At 43.9% G+C, this 14,421-nt stretch carries 11 protein-coding genes; 5 read left to right on the top strand and 6 right to left on the bottom strand.

All coding sequences use genetic code 11. The features are described from left to right. The first annotated feature begins 9 nt into the window (after positions 1–9). Together ACXABW_RS08530 and nspC are read left to right on the top strand one after the other, a co-directional pair. Positions 10–1,263, top strand: a complete 1,254-nt coding sequence (locus ACXABW_RS08530; protein WP_457522170.1) for a carboxynorspermidine synthase — start codon at positions 10–12, stop codon at positions 1,261–1,263. Positions 1,264–1,462: 199 nt separating this feature from the next. After that, positions 1,463–2,602, top strand: coding sequence for a carboxynorspermidine decarboxylase (gene nspC / locus ACXABW_RS08525; RefSeq protein ID WP_457522169.1), 1,140 nt, complete (start codon positions 1,463–1,465; stop codon positions 2,600–2,602). A gap of 75 nt (positions 2,603–2,677) precedes the next feature. On the opposite strand, the gene ACXABW_RS08520 is transcribed toward nspC, so the two are convergent. Together ACXABW_RS08520 and ACXABW_RS08515 are read right to left on the bottom strand one after the other, a co-directional pair. Continuing rightward, positions 2,678–3,190 carry a glycine cleavage system protein R gene (locus tag ACXABW_RS08520; protein ID WP_457522167.1) on the bottom strand — a complete coding sequence of 171 codons (513 nt, stop codon included), beginning with the start codon at positions 3,188–3,190 and terminating at the stop codon, positions 2,678–2,680. 203 nt (positions 3,191–3,393) lie between these two features. Next, complete coding sequence (locus ACXABW_RS08515; protein WP_265688123.1) at positions 3,394–4,302, bottom strand: DUF3943 domain-containing protein; 909 nt, start codon at positions 4,300–4,302, stop codon at positions 3,394–3,396. A gap of 193 nt (positions 4,303–4,495) precedes the next feature. Between ACXABW_RS08515 and ACXABW_RS08510 the strand changes: the two genes are divergently transcribed. Next, positions 4,496–5,731, top strand: a complete 1,236-nt coding sequence (locus ACXABW_RS08510; protein ID WP_457522166.1) for a CinA family nicotinamide mononucleotide deamidase-related protein — start codon at positions 4,496–4,498, stop codon at positions 5,729–5,731. A gap of 253 nt (positions 5,732–5,984) precedes the next feature. Next, positions 5,985–6,221, top strand: a complete 237-nt coding sequence (locus ACXABW_RS08505; protein WP_252027357.1) for a hypothetical protein — start codon at positions 5,985–5,987, stop codon at positions 6,219–6,221. Positions 6,222–6,410: 189 nt separating this feature from the next. On the opposite strand, the gene yfaE is transcribed toward ACXABW_RS08505, so the two are convergent. The 4 genes from yfaE to ubiG all read right to left on the bottom strand — a co-directional run bounded on the left by yfaE (position 6,411) and on the right by ubiG (position 11,356). Continuing rightward, a complete protein-coding gene (gene yfaE / locus ACXABW_RS08500; protein WP_252027343.1) occupies positions 6,411–6,689 on the bottom strand; it encodes a class I ribonucleotide reductase maintenance protein YfaE in 279 nt (92 codons plus the stop codon). Next, positions 6,689–7,822, bottom strand: coding sequence for a class Ia ribonucleoside-diphosphate reductase subunit beta (nrdB, locus tag ACXABW_RS08495; protein WP_265688126.1), 1,134 nt, complete (start codon positions 7,820–7,822; stop codon positions 6,689–6,691). The genes yfaE and nrdB overlap by 1 nt, the downstream gene beginning before the upstream one ends. A gap of 76 nt (positions 7,823–7,898) precedes the next feature. Then, on the bottom strand, positions 7,899–10,181 hold the full coding sequence (nrdA, locus tag ACXABW_RS08490) for a class 1a ribonucleoside-diphosphate reductase subunit alpha (protein WP_265688127.1): 2,283 nt from the start codon (positions 10,179–10,181) through the stop codon (positions 7,899–7,901). 467 nt (positions 10,182–10,648) lie between these two features. Next, the gene (gene ubiG, locus ACXABW_RS08485; protein ID WP_457524985.1) at positions 10,649–11,356 is read right to left on the bottom strand and encodes a bifunctional 2-polyprenyl-6-hydroxyphenol methylase/3-demethylubiquinol 3-O-methyltransferase UbiG; all 708 of its coding nucleotides are present in this window, start codon (positions 11,354–11,356) and stop codon (positions 10,649–10,651) included. A 290-nt stretch (positions 11,357–11,646) separates the two neighbouring features. Between ubiG and gyrA the strand changes: the two genes are divergently transcribed. Beyond that, complete coding sequence (gene gyrA, locus ACXABW_RS08480; RefSeq protein ID WP_457522163.1) at positions 11,647–14,265, top strand: DNA topoisomerase (ATP-hydrolyzing) subunit A; 2,619 nt, start codon at positions 11,647–11,649, stop codon at positions 14,263–14,265. Positions 14,266–14,421 lie beyond the last annotated feature (156 nt).

Below are 14,421 nucleotides of genomic sequence, written 5' to 3'. Positions count from 1 at the left end.
ATTGGAATAATGGCTATTTTACAAATTGGTGCAGGCGGTGTTGGCTGGGTAGTTGCACATAAGGCAGCACAAAATAACGATGTATTGGGTGACATCACAATCGCTTCACGCACCGTAAGTAAGTGTGAAAAAATCATCGAATCTATTCAGAAGAAAAACAACCTGAAAGATGCATCTAAGAAACTGGAAGCGCGTGCAGTTAATGCAGACGATGTAGAGGCACTTGTTGCTCTTATTAAAGAAGTTGAGCCTGACCTCGTCATCAATGCAGGTCCTCCGTGGGTAAACATGGCCATTATGGAAGCATGTTACCAAGCAAAAGTATCTTACCTAGATACATCAGTTGCGGTTGACCTATGTTCAGAAGGCCAGCAAGTACCACAAGCTTATGATTGGCAGTGGGGCTACCGTGAGAAGTTCGCAGAAGCGGGTATTACCGGTATTCTGGGTGCTGGTTTCGATCCGGGCGTGGTATCAGTATTTGCAGCTTACGCGGTTAAGCACTTGTTCGATGAGATCGATACAATTGATGTAATGGACGTAAACGCTGGTGATCACGGTAAGAAGTTCGCAACCAACTTCGATCCAGAGACGAACATGCTTGAGATCCAAGGTGATTCTTTCTACTGGGAAAACGAAGAGTGGAAGCAGGTTCCTTGTCACTCCCGTATGCTTGAGTTTGATTTCCCGAACTGTGGTACTCACAAAGTATACTCAATGGCACACGACGAAGTCCGCTCAATGAAAGAGTTCATTCCAGCGAAGCGAATTGAATTCTGGATGGGTTTTGGCGACAAGTACTTAAACTACTTCAACTGTATGCGCGACATCGGCCTGCTGAGCCCAGACCCGCTAACGCTGCATGACGGTACAGTCGTTCAGCCTCTGCATGTGCTAAAAGCGCTTCTACCTGATCCAACGTCACTTGCTCCGGGCTACACTGGCTTAACGTGTATCGGTACTTGGGTTCAAGGTAAGAAAGACGGCAAAGAGCGTAGCGTATTCATCTACAACAATGCAGATCACGAAGTGGCGTACGAAGATGTTGAGCACCAAGCGATCTCTTACACAACAGGTGTGCCTGCGATCACTGCTGCACTTCAGTTCTTCCGTGGCGAGTGGGCTGACAAAGGTGTGTTCAACATGGAACAACTAAACCCAGACCCGTTCCTAGAAACAATGCCGGGGATCGGTCTAGATTGGCATGTTCAAGAGTTAGAAGCCGGCCAAGGTCTACCTGTGATCCATGAATTGGAAAATTAAGAACGGGGTTCTTGTTTAATTTAGTATCGAAGGGGACACGAGTTGTTCCCTTTTTATAAATGACAGCCTTAAGGTATTGGTATCATTTATTTTGGTTTTGTAACTCACTTCGTTCGGGCAGGACAAAACCAAACTAAATCACACCAATCATATAATTTCCCTTTCCATCTTTTAGATGCTGCTTGAGTGCGTATAGAAAATGACATTTCAGAAAGAAGAACTTAAAACCCCATACTTTATGATCAACGAAGATAAGTTGATTGAGAACTTAGAGAAAGCAAAGCAGCTAAAAGAGATTTCTGGCGTTAAGCTAGTGCTTGCTTTGAAGTGCTTCTCTACTTGGGGTGTATTTGACATCATCAAGCCATATTTGGATGGCACGACAAGCTCGGGCCCATTTGAAGTAAAATTGGGTCACGAAACTTTTGGTGGTGAAACGCACGCTTACAGTGTGGGTTATAGTGAGGACGATGTAAGAGAAGTTGCAGATATCTGTGACAAGATGATCTTTAACTCACAATCTCAGCTCGCTGCTTATCGGCATATCATTGAAGGCAAGGCGTCAATCGGACTTCGACTTAACCCAGGTGTTAGCTACGCAGGTCAAGATTTAGCGAACCCAGCTCGCCAGTTCTCGCGTCTTGGAGTACAAGCAGACCACATCAAACCAGACGTATTCGAAAACATCGATGGTGTGATGTTTCACATGAACTGTGAAAACAAAGATGTGGATGCATTTATTGCGCTACTGGATTCAATCTCTGAGCAGTTTGGCGAATACCTAGATAAGCTTGATTGGGTAAGCATGGGCGGCGGTGTGTTTTTCACTTGGCCAGGCTATGACATCGAAAAGTTAGGGTTAGCGCTTAAAGCATTTGCTGAGAGACACGGCGTTCAAATGTACCTTGAACCGGGTGAAGCGATCATCACCAAAACAACCGACCTTGTGGTAACAGTCGTAGATATCGTAGAAAACGTTAAGAAAACTGCGATTGTAGATTCTGCGACAGAGGCGCACCGTTTAGATACCTTAATTTACAACGAACCTGCTTCAATATTGGAAGCTTCGGAGCAGGGTACTCATGATTACGTGATTGGTTCTTGTTCTTGCCTAGCCGGCGATCAGTTCTGTGAAGCAAGCTTCGAACAGCCGTTAGAAATTGGCCAACGTTTGCACATATTAGATAGTGCGGGCTATACCATGGTTAAGCTCAATTGGTTCAATGGCTTACGTATGCCATCGGTATACTGTGAGCGTAACGACGGTCGTATTCAGAAACTTAACGAGTTCGACTATTCTGATTTCAAACGCTCGCTATCTCAATGGAGCGTAGAATAAATTAAAAAGAGCAGCGTTGAGCTGCTCTTTTTTGTTACCCGTGCAGATTGTGTTGTCATTCAACTAAGTTGAGATTTAAGCTTCGAGTATCACTCTTGTATCTTCACTCAGTGCTTCTAGCTCTTTAGCAACGTCTTCGATTTGGATTTCTCCAGGTAGGCGCACCGCCATGTTTGAAGTGAATAAACTGGAGCTAACACCGCCTCCGCCAGCAATAAATACACGTTGGCAGTCCATGTCCAAAATATTGATCCCCTGGCCATCCAATACATGGGTAATTTCGTTAACAATACCAGCGCGATCGTTTGAATCTAAGCGCAGTTGGAAAATGGTATCTTCACCATGAGACTTAGAGTCTGCTTCGGTGATTTGAACTAACAGTTCAGGATGAGACTGGAATGCTTGTTTTACCACTTGCTCGTTAACCGCGGGTAATTCTACTTTAATTACCGCAGCAACCTGGTCTTCAATGAAGTTCACTTTACTGATTAACCATTTACCGCCGTTTTCATGGGTAACAGCAGCAAGTTGCTTGATGGTTGCTGGCGTTGCCTTGCCAACAAAATTAACAATGAAAGTACTGTTCATGGCGTGCCCCTCATAAACGTTGTCCGTAACTGGTTCATTTAATTGTTAGTTTCAGTGTAGAACTTACAGTTGGGCATGATTTGACCAAAGTCAATTTTTCGAATTAAAGGGATTTGGACAGGGCGATTATGTTCACTCAGGCACAAAAAAGCGGTGAATAAACACCGCTTTTCTCAATGACGCTTTAAGTTATTCTGCTCAGGTTAGAAGTAAATCTTCATTTCTGCGCCGTAGAATACGTTGTCGTATGAAGCACCAGCATCCATAGCGAACTTAGCGGCATCTTGGTTGCCGAACCATGGTGCGCTCGCAAACTGGAACTCTGCACTACCACCCCAAGCATTAGATACCCAGCCGTGGATATGACCTACAGGGTTCAAGAAGAATAGCGAAACGTCACCCATGGTTTTAGAACCCATTACATAACCACCTTGTGCGACGATGTCTTGCTCTGTTTCGAACATGATTTCACCCACAACGGCACCGAAGAATGGAGTAATGAATATATCTTGCCATGATGGTACTTCAGCAAATGCCTCTACACCGTATTCCCAAAAGAAAGTCGACATGGTTGCGGAATAGAGGAAAGACTCAAACTCATTGAAGCCCGCGTGACGAGCTGCGGTATAGTAAACACCACCAAAGTATGGGTGCATGATGTAGTTAAGGAAGTGTTCATCGCGATCCCATACCGGGCCAGAAGACACGTTATCCACCCACTTACTGCCGAGTTCGCTCATATCGCGATCATCTTCATCCCACTTTGTGATGGATTCGGGTAGTAGAGTCATTAAGCCAACGGTTGCGACACTTAAACCTAGGATTGTATAGGTTTGGCCCATCAGGTAATCCCAATCTTTACCATCTTGTACCGTAAGGTACTTCGGTAATGCTGGTTGTTCTACGTTTAGTTCTGGCTCTTTCAAGCTCATGACGTAAGGTTCTTCAGGGGTATATACGCTCGGTTGGTAAGAATACTTGTTGTTAGCGCAAAATCCGTTTTCGCAGTCGACCGTGTAGGAAAACTCGATATGTTGGTTATAGTCGTAATTCGCTGCATGCGCGCTTGCGGAACACGCTAGCATAAGTGCAGCGATGCTTTTCTTAGACACGGACAACTCCAAGTTAATGTTTTTCAATGACGAGATTCACAATTATCCAATAAAGAGCTGCCAATGAAAACACCAAAATGAACTTATTCGTTATGCGACGGACATAAAACTTTAGATAAGTGCAAATTGTTGTTTCATATTGTGCTCAATATGTGATGATAGCAGGTAAGTTCTCGAACGCTCTGGAAAATTAATGTTAAAGATTGCAATGCTAAGCACCGGTGAAGAAGTGCTACACGGAGATATAGTCGACACCAACGCTGCGTGGATGTCTCGTCAGTTTTTTGAGAAAGGTTTCTCTTTGTCAAAACGCACGACTGTAGGCGATATTATGTCCGATTTAGTCGAAGAGCTAATGATGCTGAGCTTTAATATGGATGTTGTTATCGTCAACGGTGGGTTGGGGCCAACAACGGATGACCTTAGTTCAGCCGCTGCGGCTAAAGCGAGTGATCAAGAGCTGGTCTTGTTTCCCGAGTGGTTAGAAACACTGAAAGCATTTTTTCAAAAGCGTGGCGTTCCTATGCCCGACAGCAACCTAAAGCAAGCAATGTTACCGGCTTCGAGCGAAATCATTGATAATCCGATTGGCACTGCGTGTGGCTTCAAAATGCTAATCAACGATTGCCTATTTTATTTCACTCCTGGTGTTCCAAGCGAGTTTAAGATGATGGTTGATACTCAGATTCTGCCTGACTTGCAATCTCGTTTTCCAGATCAGGTTGGAAGCGATTGCAGCCGCTTATTTACTTTTGGTACATCAGAATCCGGTTTATCAGATAAGTTGGATAAGGTGCAGTTACCTCAAGGCTACATGCTGGGTTATCGTTCATATCTGCCTTTTATCGAAGTAAAGCTGTTTGGCCCTAAAGGTGATTTGGATACTCGAGTTCGTTTGTTACAGCTGATCTACAAATTGATTGAATGCCATGTCGTCAGTGTTGATGAGAGTATGTTAGATCATCTAGGTCATCTCATTGCTGAGAAAAAATTGTCTGTTTCGATTTCGGAGCAATCAACACAGGGTTGGTTGACGAACTGGCTTCATTCTAATGAACGTGCCGCTTCATTCTGTGGTCACACTTGGGTGTTGAGCGGTGCAACTGAAGTGGGCACGAAAGATCAAGACTCATTAGCTGCGGCATTCGCGCTTTCTGGGGCAACTCGAGAGAAGTGTGCAACGGACATTGGTTTAGTAACGGGTAAAGTGGAAGAAGATCAATTTACAGTTGCGCTTTCTACACCACAAGGTGAGTGGGGACAACAGTTGAAGTTCAATCGAACCTTTACCAAACAAGATCAAAAAGAGCTGGTTGGTACTATAGCTGCTGACATGTTACGTAGGTACTTATCTGGCAAGCCAGTATTTGTTAACTACAGTTCAACGACAAGCCTAAAAGAAATGCACCTTCCTGCAAACGTTCTGTAAATCAAAATCTTAGAAGGCATGACAACGATGCCTTCTTTGTCAAATTACTACCGAGCAGCGTTCAGTAATAAGCTGATGAATTTTGGTCTTATTACTCACTCCTGCTCATATTTATTTCTTAGAATAAATCGATATAAATCTAAGTCGATGATTTATAGGTAAGCGATAAAATTGTCGCATCTGTAAGCCTCCATTCTTGCCATTTTGTTTGTACACTGACATTTCGGAAAGGAAGCTCATCAAGGAGGCGAGCATGTTTAACCAGTCCAAAATTCTTGTTTGGTACAAAGTGGCTAGTCAGAAAGTCGTTCTTGGTGAGGCTCTCAATGGTGACGATTGTGATGTGGTTTCTCGTTGGTTGCATGCGCCTTGTGAAAGTAACAATGCAAGTACACAAGGTTATAGGTTGTCTTTGTTTGATAACGACGGTAGAGAAGTCGCAGATAAAGCAGTGTCTGTTATGACTGCGGATGCATTTTTGCAGCAATGAGGCCCTTCAATGGCCTCAGCTAAAGCAAAGGGCACGGTTGTCTTTAGTCGCTAATCATTAACTAACAAATTCTTCAATTACTTCGTAGAGTTTTTCTTTCTTTAGAGGCTTAGATAAGTATTTGTCCATACCTGAAAAAGACCAGCTCGATAGCTGGTCTTTTTATTATCTATTTGTATAGAAAGATAGCTAAGCTCGTTTTTCTTTCAAACGGTAGCTGACATTCTCAAGCTCAATGTCACTTTTGGCTTTACAAATACACGGAAGGATTTCATCGCCTTGTGTATATGCCATAGCAAAACCAACATACTCGACTTCGCCTGATTTCAAAGTACAACGACAAGCACCGCAGTGGCCATCTCGGCAGTTATACTCTGGCTCCAATCCAGCATTCTCCATTGTTTCTAACAAGGTATTTGATGGGTTAGACTCAATCGCTGTGAGCGTGTTGATTTTTATCGTTGGCATTACAGTTCGAAGCCCTCGAAGTCATCCGCGTTAATTTCGTTATCGATTTGGCCTACTAGGTAAGAGCTGATTTCCGCTTCCTGTGGCGCAACCTGTACGTTATCAGAAGATAACCAAGCGTTAATCCAAGGGATTGGGTTAGAAGTCGCTTCTGGGTAAGCCGTACCTAAACCTACAGCTTGCATACGAACGTTGGTAATGTACTCAACGTATTGGCATAGGATGTCTTTGTTAAGGCCGATCATTGATCCGTCTTTGAATAGGTATTCAGCCCACTCTTTTTCTTGCTCTGCAGCTTCTTTAAACAGGTCGAAACATTCCTGCTTACATTCTTCTGCAATTTGCATGAATGAGAAGTCGTCTTGACCATTGCGAAGTAGGTTCAGCATATGCTGAGTACCTGTTAGGTGTAATGCTTCATCACGTGCAATTAGCTTGATGATCTTCGCGTTACCTTCCATTAGCTCACGCTCAGCGAAAGCAAATGAACACGCAAAGCTTACATAGAAGCGAATTGCTTCAAGTGCGTTCACTGACATCAGACATAGGTACAGTTTCTTCTTCAGCTCATTCAGGCTAACAGTCACTGTTTCGCCATTCAGTTCGTGTGTACCTTCACCGTAACGGTGGTAGTCGTTAGTCAGCTGAATTAGGTCGTCGTAGTAGTGTGCAATGTCTTTTGCACGCTTAAGAATATGCTCGTTCTCAACGATGTCGTCAAACACAATAGCAGGATCATTTACAATGTTACGAATGATGTGCGTGTATGAGCGAGAGTGAATCGTTTCTGAGAATGACCATGTTTCAATCCAAGTTTCTACTTCAGGTAGAGATACCAGTGGAAGTAGAGCAACGTTAGGGCTGCGGCCTTGGATTGAATCTAGCAGCGTTTGATACTTCAAGTTAGAGATGAAAATGTGCTTTTCATGCTCAGGAAGCTTGTTGTAGTCGATACGGTCGCTAGATACGTCAACTTCTTCTGGACGCCAGAAGAAAGAAAGCTGCTTTTCGATTAGCTTTTCGAAAATTTCAAATTTCTGTTGGTCGTAACGAGCAACGTTTACTGATTGACCTAGGAACATTGGTTCTTTGAGTTGGTCATTCTTGTTTTGAGAAAAAGTACTGTAAGCCATAAATGCCTCAATTCCTTTTAAGCCCCTCTCTTTCGAGAAGGGCACTTAAATCATTATTCTGTTTGTTGGCGTCGAATTAAATCTTACAACCGCCGCCAGCGCAATCATCTTCTTGAACGGCTACCGCTCCAGATTGCTCATCTTTCGCACCATCACGAGTGTTGTGGTAGTACAGTGTCTTCACGCCGTATTTATAGGCAGTCAGAAGGTCTTGAAGCAGCTTCTTCATTGGAACCTTACCACTGTCGTAAACACTTGGGTCGTAGTTGGTATTGGCTGAGATCGCTTGGTCAACAAACTTCTGCATAATACCGACGAGATGTAAATAGCCATCGTTCGAGCCGATATTCCAAAGAAGCTCATAGTTGTCTTTCAAGTTAACGAAATCAGGTACAACCTGCTTCAATATGCCATCTTTTGATGCTTTTACAGATACGTAGCCACGTGGTGGTTCAATGCCGTTAGTCGCATTTGAAATCTGCGATGATGTTTCAGAAGGCATTAATGCTGTTAGCGTTGAGTTACGTAGGCCATGAGTCATGATCTCTTCGCGCAGACCATCCCAGTCATAGTGAAGTTGTTCATCACATACAAGGTCGACATCTTTTTTGTAAGTGTCGATTGGTAGTAAACCTTTCGCGTAATTAGTCTCATCAAATGATGGGCACTTACCTTGCTCTTTAGCTAGCGCTACAGAGGCTTTCAATAGGTAGTATTGAATCGCTTCAAATGTGCGGTGAGTTAGGCCGTTTGCACTGCCGTCAGAGTATTTCACGCCGTGTTTTGCTAGGTAGTATGCATAGTTGATTACACCAACACCTAGAGTACGACGATTCATAGTCGACTTGTATGCCGCTGGGAGAGGGTAGTCTTGGTAGTCAAGTAGTGCATCTAGCGCACGAACGACTAGGTCAGATAGCTCTTCGAAGTCATCTAGAGAGTTGATTGCACCAAGGTTGAATGCCGATAGTGTACACAGAGCAATTTCACCAGAGTCATCTTCAACGTTTGTAAGCGGCTTCGTTGGCAGCGCGATTTCCAAACATAGGTTAGATTGACGAACAGGTGCGACTTCTGAGTCGAATGGGCTATGTGTATTACAGTGGTCCACGTTCTGAATGTAAATACGACCAGTAGAAGCGCGCTCTTGCATTAGTAGAGAGAACAGCTCAACGGCTTTCACTTTCTCTTTCTTGATAGAAGGGTCGTTTTCATACTGAACATATAGACGCTCAAATTCTTCTTGGTTTTCGAAGAATGCATCGTATAGGCCAGGGACGTCTGATGGAGAGAATAGAGTGATGTCGCCACCTTCAACAAGACGAGCGTACATAAGTTTGTTCAACTGAACGCCGTAGTCCATGTGACGTACACGGTTTTCTTCAACACCACGGTTATTCTTCAGTACGAGCAGCGACTGAACTTCACCGTGCCATAGTGGGTAGAATACTGTTGCTGCACCGCCACGTACGCCGCCTTGAGAACAACATTTAACCGCAGTTTGGAAGTACTTATAGAATGGAATACAACCAGTATGGAATGCTTCACCGCCACGGATCTCAGAACCTAGCGCACGAATGCGGCCAGCGTTAATTCCGATACCTGCACGTTGAGAAACGTAGCGTACGATCGAACTTGCTGTTGCGTTGATAGAGTCAAGACTATCGCCACATTCAATAAGAACACATGAGCTGAACTGACGAGTCGGAGTACGTACACCAGACATGATCGGTGTAGGTAGAGAAATCTTAAAGGTAGATGTCGCATCATAGAAACGCTTGATGTAATCAAGGCGCGTTTCTTTAGGGTAATTCGCGAACAAACATGCTGATACCAACATGTACAAGAACTGCGCACTTTCGTAGATTTCACCAGACACGCGGTTTTGTACGAAGTACTTACCTTCAAGCTGCTTTACAGCAGCGTAAGAGAAGTCTAGATCGCGCTTGTGATCGATGTACTCGTTCAGTTCATCAAGCTCTGCTTTTGTGTAGTCTTCTAGTAAGTGTTTGTCGTACTTACCCATATCTACAAGTCGAGCTACGTGGTCGTATAGCGCTGGTGGCTCATATTGGCCATACGCTTTCTTACGTAGATGGAATACAGCAAGACGTGCAGCTAGGTATTGATAGTCTGGCGTTTCTTCTGAAATAAGATCCGCTGCTGACTTGATGATCGTTTCGTGGATATCTGATGTGGTGATGCCTTCGTAGAACTGAATGTGAGCTCTTAGTTCTACCTGAGATACAGAAACATTTTGCAGGCCCTCGGCAGCCCATGTAATGACACGGTGTAGCTTGTCGAGATCAATGTTTTCTTTGCGGCCATCACGCTTAGTGACGGTGAGTTGTTGGTTCATTCTGCTTAATTTCCCTAACAAAACTGATTAAAGCCGTATTATTGAATCTTTTTAACTGCAAATTTTGAAAAGTGCATATCGGCTTTGTGATCAAGCTCTACCTCTATATTGTAGTTCAAACACAAGATATAGGGGTGCTTCGTTATTCGGGTTACAAGATAGTGCTATATCCCAACCTTTTCAAGGTACAGATCTGGGAAGAGTTGTGGATAACTGACAAAAATAAAAAAAACAGTAAGTGTCTACTAACCGATGAAAATAGAGCTGGTGTGATTGTAGAAAATTACCGTTTCATGATCGGTTTATTTGTAACCACAAACAAAAAAAAATCTCTTGATCTTTGAACAAAATGGGGAGCGAAAATTGAGTTGGTCAAAATGGAATCTAATCGACAAAATTTGTTTGTTTTTTGACTAAAAAAGGCGGTGAGCTTGTGCTACCGCCTTGCGCCATTTATTGATCAACGACTAGAGCTTTTGCGTATGAACGATATAGTTGACGTCGACATTGGATCCTAATTTATAGCTGTCGGTCAATGGGTTGTAGTGCAAACCTGTGATACCAAGCTCTTGAAGATCCGTTTTATCGACCATTTTGATCAACTCAGAAGGGCGAATGAACTTGTCGTGGTCGTGAGTGCCTTCTGGAACAATTTTAAGTAGCTTTTCAGCCCCCACAATGGCAAACAAATAAGACTTCATGTTGCGATTTAGGGTTGAGAAAAAGACATGACCGCCAGGCTTTACTAATGTGGCACAAGATTGGATAACAGAAAGGGGATCTGGAACATGTTCCAGCATCTCCATACAGGTCACCACGTCGTATTTCTGTGCATTATCGCTAGCATGATCTTCAATCGTACTTTGAATGTAAGTAAGGGCTGTTCCTGTTTCGAGTGCGTGTAACCTTGCGACTTCTAAAGGCTCTTTACCCATGTCTAAGCCTGTCACTTCAGCACCAGTTTTCGCCATGCTTTCTGCAAGGATGCCACCACCGCAGCCAACGTCTAGCACTTTCTTGCCAAACAGTCCGCCAGATTTCTCAAGCACATAATCAAGACGAAGTGGGTTGATTTGGTGTAGAGGTTTAAATTCGCCTTCTAGGTCCCACCAACGTGAGGCCATATCCTCAAATTTTTTAATTTCACTAGGATCGACGTTTTGCGGCTTAGTCATAATCGAGTTACTCACATTCGAAATACTTCCATGAACATTGCGGGCATTATAACCACAACTCGCGGCATGAACATAGTAAGCAGTATATTCGTAAATAACCGAACAAAAAATCACCGTTTTTCATAAGAATATTGGACGAGTGTGCAAATTCTCGGCAATTGATTCACAACCAAGCTCACAACCTGATAAAAGGAGAGGGAAAGTAATGCCGAACAGGCTAATAGTATGTTATATTTTTCGACCTTGTACGTATCGAACATACGATCAAACTATAGAGGGATAATGGCTCTATGAGCGATCTAGCTAAAGAGATCACGCCCGTAAACATTGAAGATGAGCTTCGAGGTTCATACCTAGACTACGCGATGTCAGTTATCGTGGGTCGTGCTCTTCCAGATGTGCGTGATGGCCTAAAACCTGTACACCGCCGCGTATTATTCGCGATGAATGTACTAGGCAATGATTGGAATAAACCATATAAAAAATCTGCCCGTGTGGTAGGTGACGTAATCGGTAAATATCACCCACATGGTGATAGCGCGGTATACGATACTATTGTACGTATGGCTCAGCCGTTCTCACTTCGCTACATGCTAGTCGATGGCCAAGGTAACTTTGGTTCGATCGATGGCGACTCAGCAGCGGCAATGCGTTATACCGAAGTTCGCATGGCAAAAATTGCCCACGAACTGCTGGCTGACTTAGATAAAGAAACTGTGGACTATGTACCTAACTATGATGGTACTGAACAAATTCCAGCAGTTCTTCCTACAAAGATTCCTAACCTATTGGTAAACGGTGCTTCAGGTATCGCAGTAGGTATGGCAACGAACATTCCTCCGCATAACTTGACGGAAGTAATCGATGGTTGCTTGGCATACATCAATAATGAAGCGATCACTATTGATGAGCTAATGGACTACATTCCAGGTCCAGATTTCCCAACTGCTGCTTTGATCAGTGGTCGTAAAGGCATCGTAGATGCTTATAAGACTGGTCGCGGCAAAATCTATATGCGCTCTAAAGCGGATATCGAAGCGGACAAGAATGGTAAAGAGACCATTATTGTTACGGAAATCCCTTACCAGGTGAACAAAGCTCGCTTAATCGAAAAGATTGCCGAGCTAGTTAAAGATAAGAAAGTCGAAGGTATCAGTGCACTACGTGATGAGTCTGACAAAGACGGTATGCGTATTGTTATTGAATGTAAGCGTGATGCTGTGGGCGAGGTTGTCCTAAATAACCTTTACGCGCAGACTCAGCTGCAAACTACGTTCGGCATTAACATGGTTGCACTGAACAATGGTCAGCCACAGCTTTTCAACCTGAAAGATATGTTGAAGTGCTTTGTGGATCACCGTCGTGAAGTTGTAACTCGCCGTACTATCTTCGAATTGCGCAAAGCTCGTGAACGTGCGCATATTCTTGAAGGTTTGGCTCTTGCTCTTGCGAATATCGATGAAATCATCGAACTAATCCGTAAAGCACCAACTCCAGCGGAAGCGAAAGCAGGCTTAACAGCCCGCGGCTGGGATCTGGGTAATGTTGCGGCAATGCTAGAGCGCGCTGGTACCGATGCAGCTCGCCCTGAGTGGCTAGAAGCTCAATACGGTATCCGTGATGGCCAGTACTACCTAACTGAACAGCAAGCTCAAGCGATTCTTGATCTTCGTCTACAGAAACTAACAGGCCTAGAGCATGAGAAGATTCTTGACGAATACAAAGCACTGCTAGAAGAAATCGCTGAGCTAATGCGAATTCTTGCAAGCACTGAACGTCTGATGGAAGTTATTCGTGAAGAGCTTGAAGCCATTCGTGATGGGTTTGGTGATGTTCGCCGTACAGAAATCACAGCTGCAAGCCACGACATCGATATGGAAGAGCTAATCGCTCGTGAAGATGTTGTAGTGACGCTGTCTCACGAAGGTTACGTGAAGTACCAATTACTAAGCGATTACGAAGCACAGCGTCGTGGTGGTAAAGGTAAGAGCGCAACTAAGATGAAGGAAGAGGATTACATTGAGCGTCTGCTTGTTGCAAATACTCATGACAACATCTTATGTTTCTCGACTCGCGGTAAAACATATCGCTTGAAGGTATACCAATTACCACTGGCAAGTCGTACAGCGCGTGGTAAGCCAATTGTGAACATCCTTCCTCTGGAAGAGAATGAGCGTATTACTGCGATTCTACCGGTTTCAGAATTCAGTCCAGAGAAGTTTATCTTTATGGCGACTGGTGACGGTACCGTTAAGAAAACATCACTTGATCAATTCTCTAACGTGCGCGCTAACGGCCTGATTGCGGTTAACCTACGCGACGATGATTCATTGATCGGTGTAGATATCACTAATGGTGATAGCGACATCATGTTGTTCTCGAAAGCAGGTAAAGTTGTTCGCTTTAGCGAAGACAAAGTTCGTGCTATGGGACGTACAGCGGCAGGTGTTCGCGGTATGAAGCTAGCAGAAGACGATCAAGTTGTTTCTCTAATCGTTCCTTCAAATGAGGGTGACGTACTGACTGTGACTCAAAATGGTTATGGTAAACGTACTGAACTTGCTGAGTACCCAACGAAAGGCCGTGCAACTCAAGGTGTTGTGTCGATTAAGGTCTCTGAACGTAACGGTCCAGTGGTTGGAGCCATTCAAGTTGAGGAAGGCGACGAGATGATGATGATCACTGATGCCGGTACGCTAGTTCGTACTCGTGTGGCAGAGGTGAGTCAAGTTGGTCGTAATACTCAAGGTGTTACTTTGATCCGTACTGCGGAAGATGAAAATGTCGTTGGCCTACAGCGTATTGAAGAAGTGGAAGAAGCTGACTTTGAAGAAAGTGAGCAAACTGAAGCGGTATCCAATGAAGCTGGTGAGTCTTCAGGTTCAGACGAAGCAAATAACGAAGAGTAATTCCTCGCTATTCTAATAAAAGCCGAGCCATGTGCTCGGTTTTTTTGTATCTATTCAACAATAAAGCCGAACCAATATTATTTGTCAGTTTTAAAGAAGCGCCAGAGCTTAGACAAATTTAGTATTTACATCGTAACTGATATCTGATTAATTGAA

This window comes from Vibrio paucivorans, from assembly GCF_054053395.1.
Note: the sequence above shows the minus strand (reverse complement) of the source record. Positions and strands in the feature narration are given on the sequence as shown.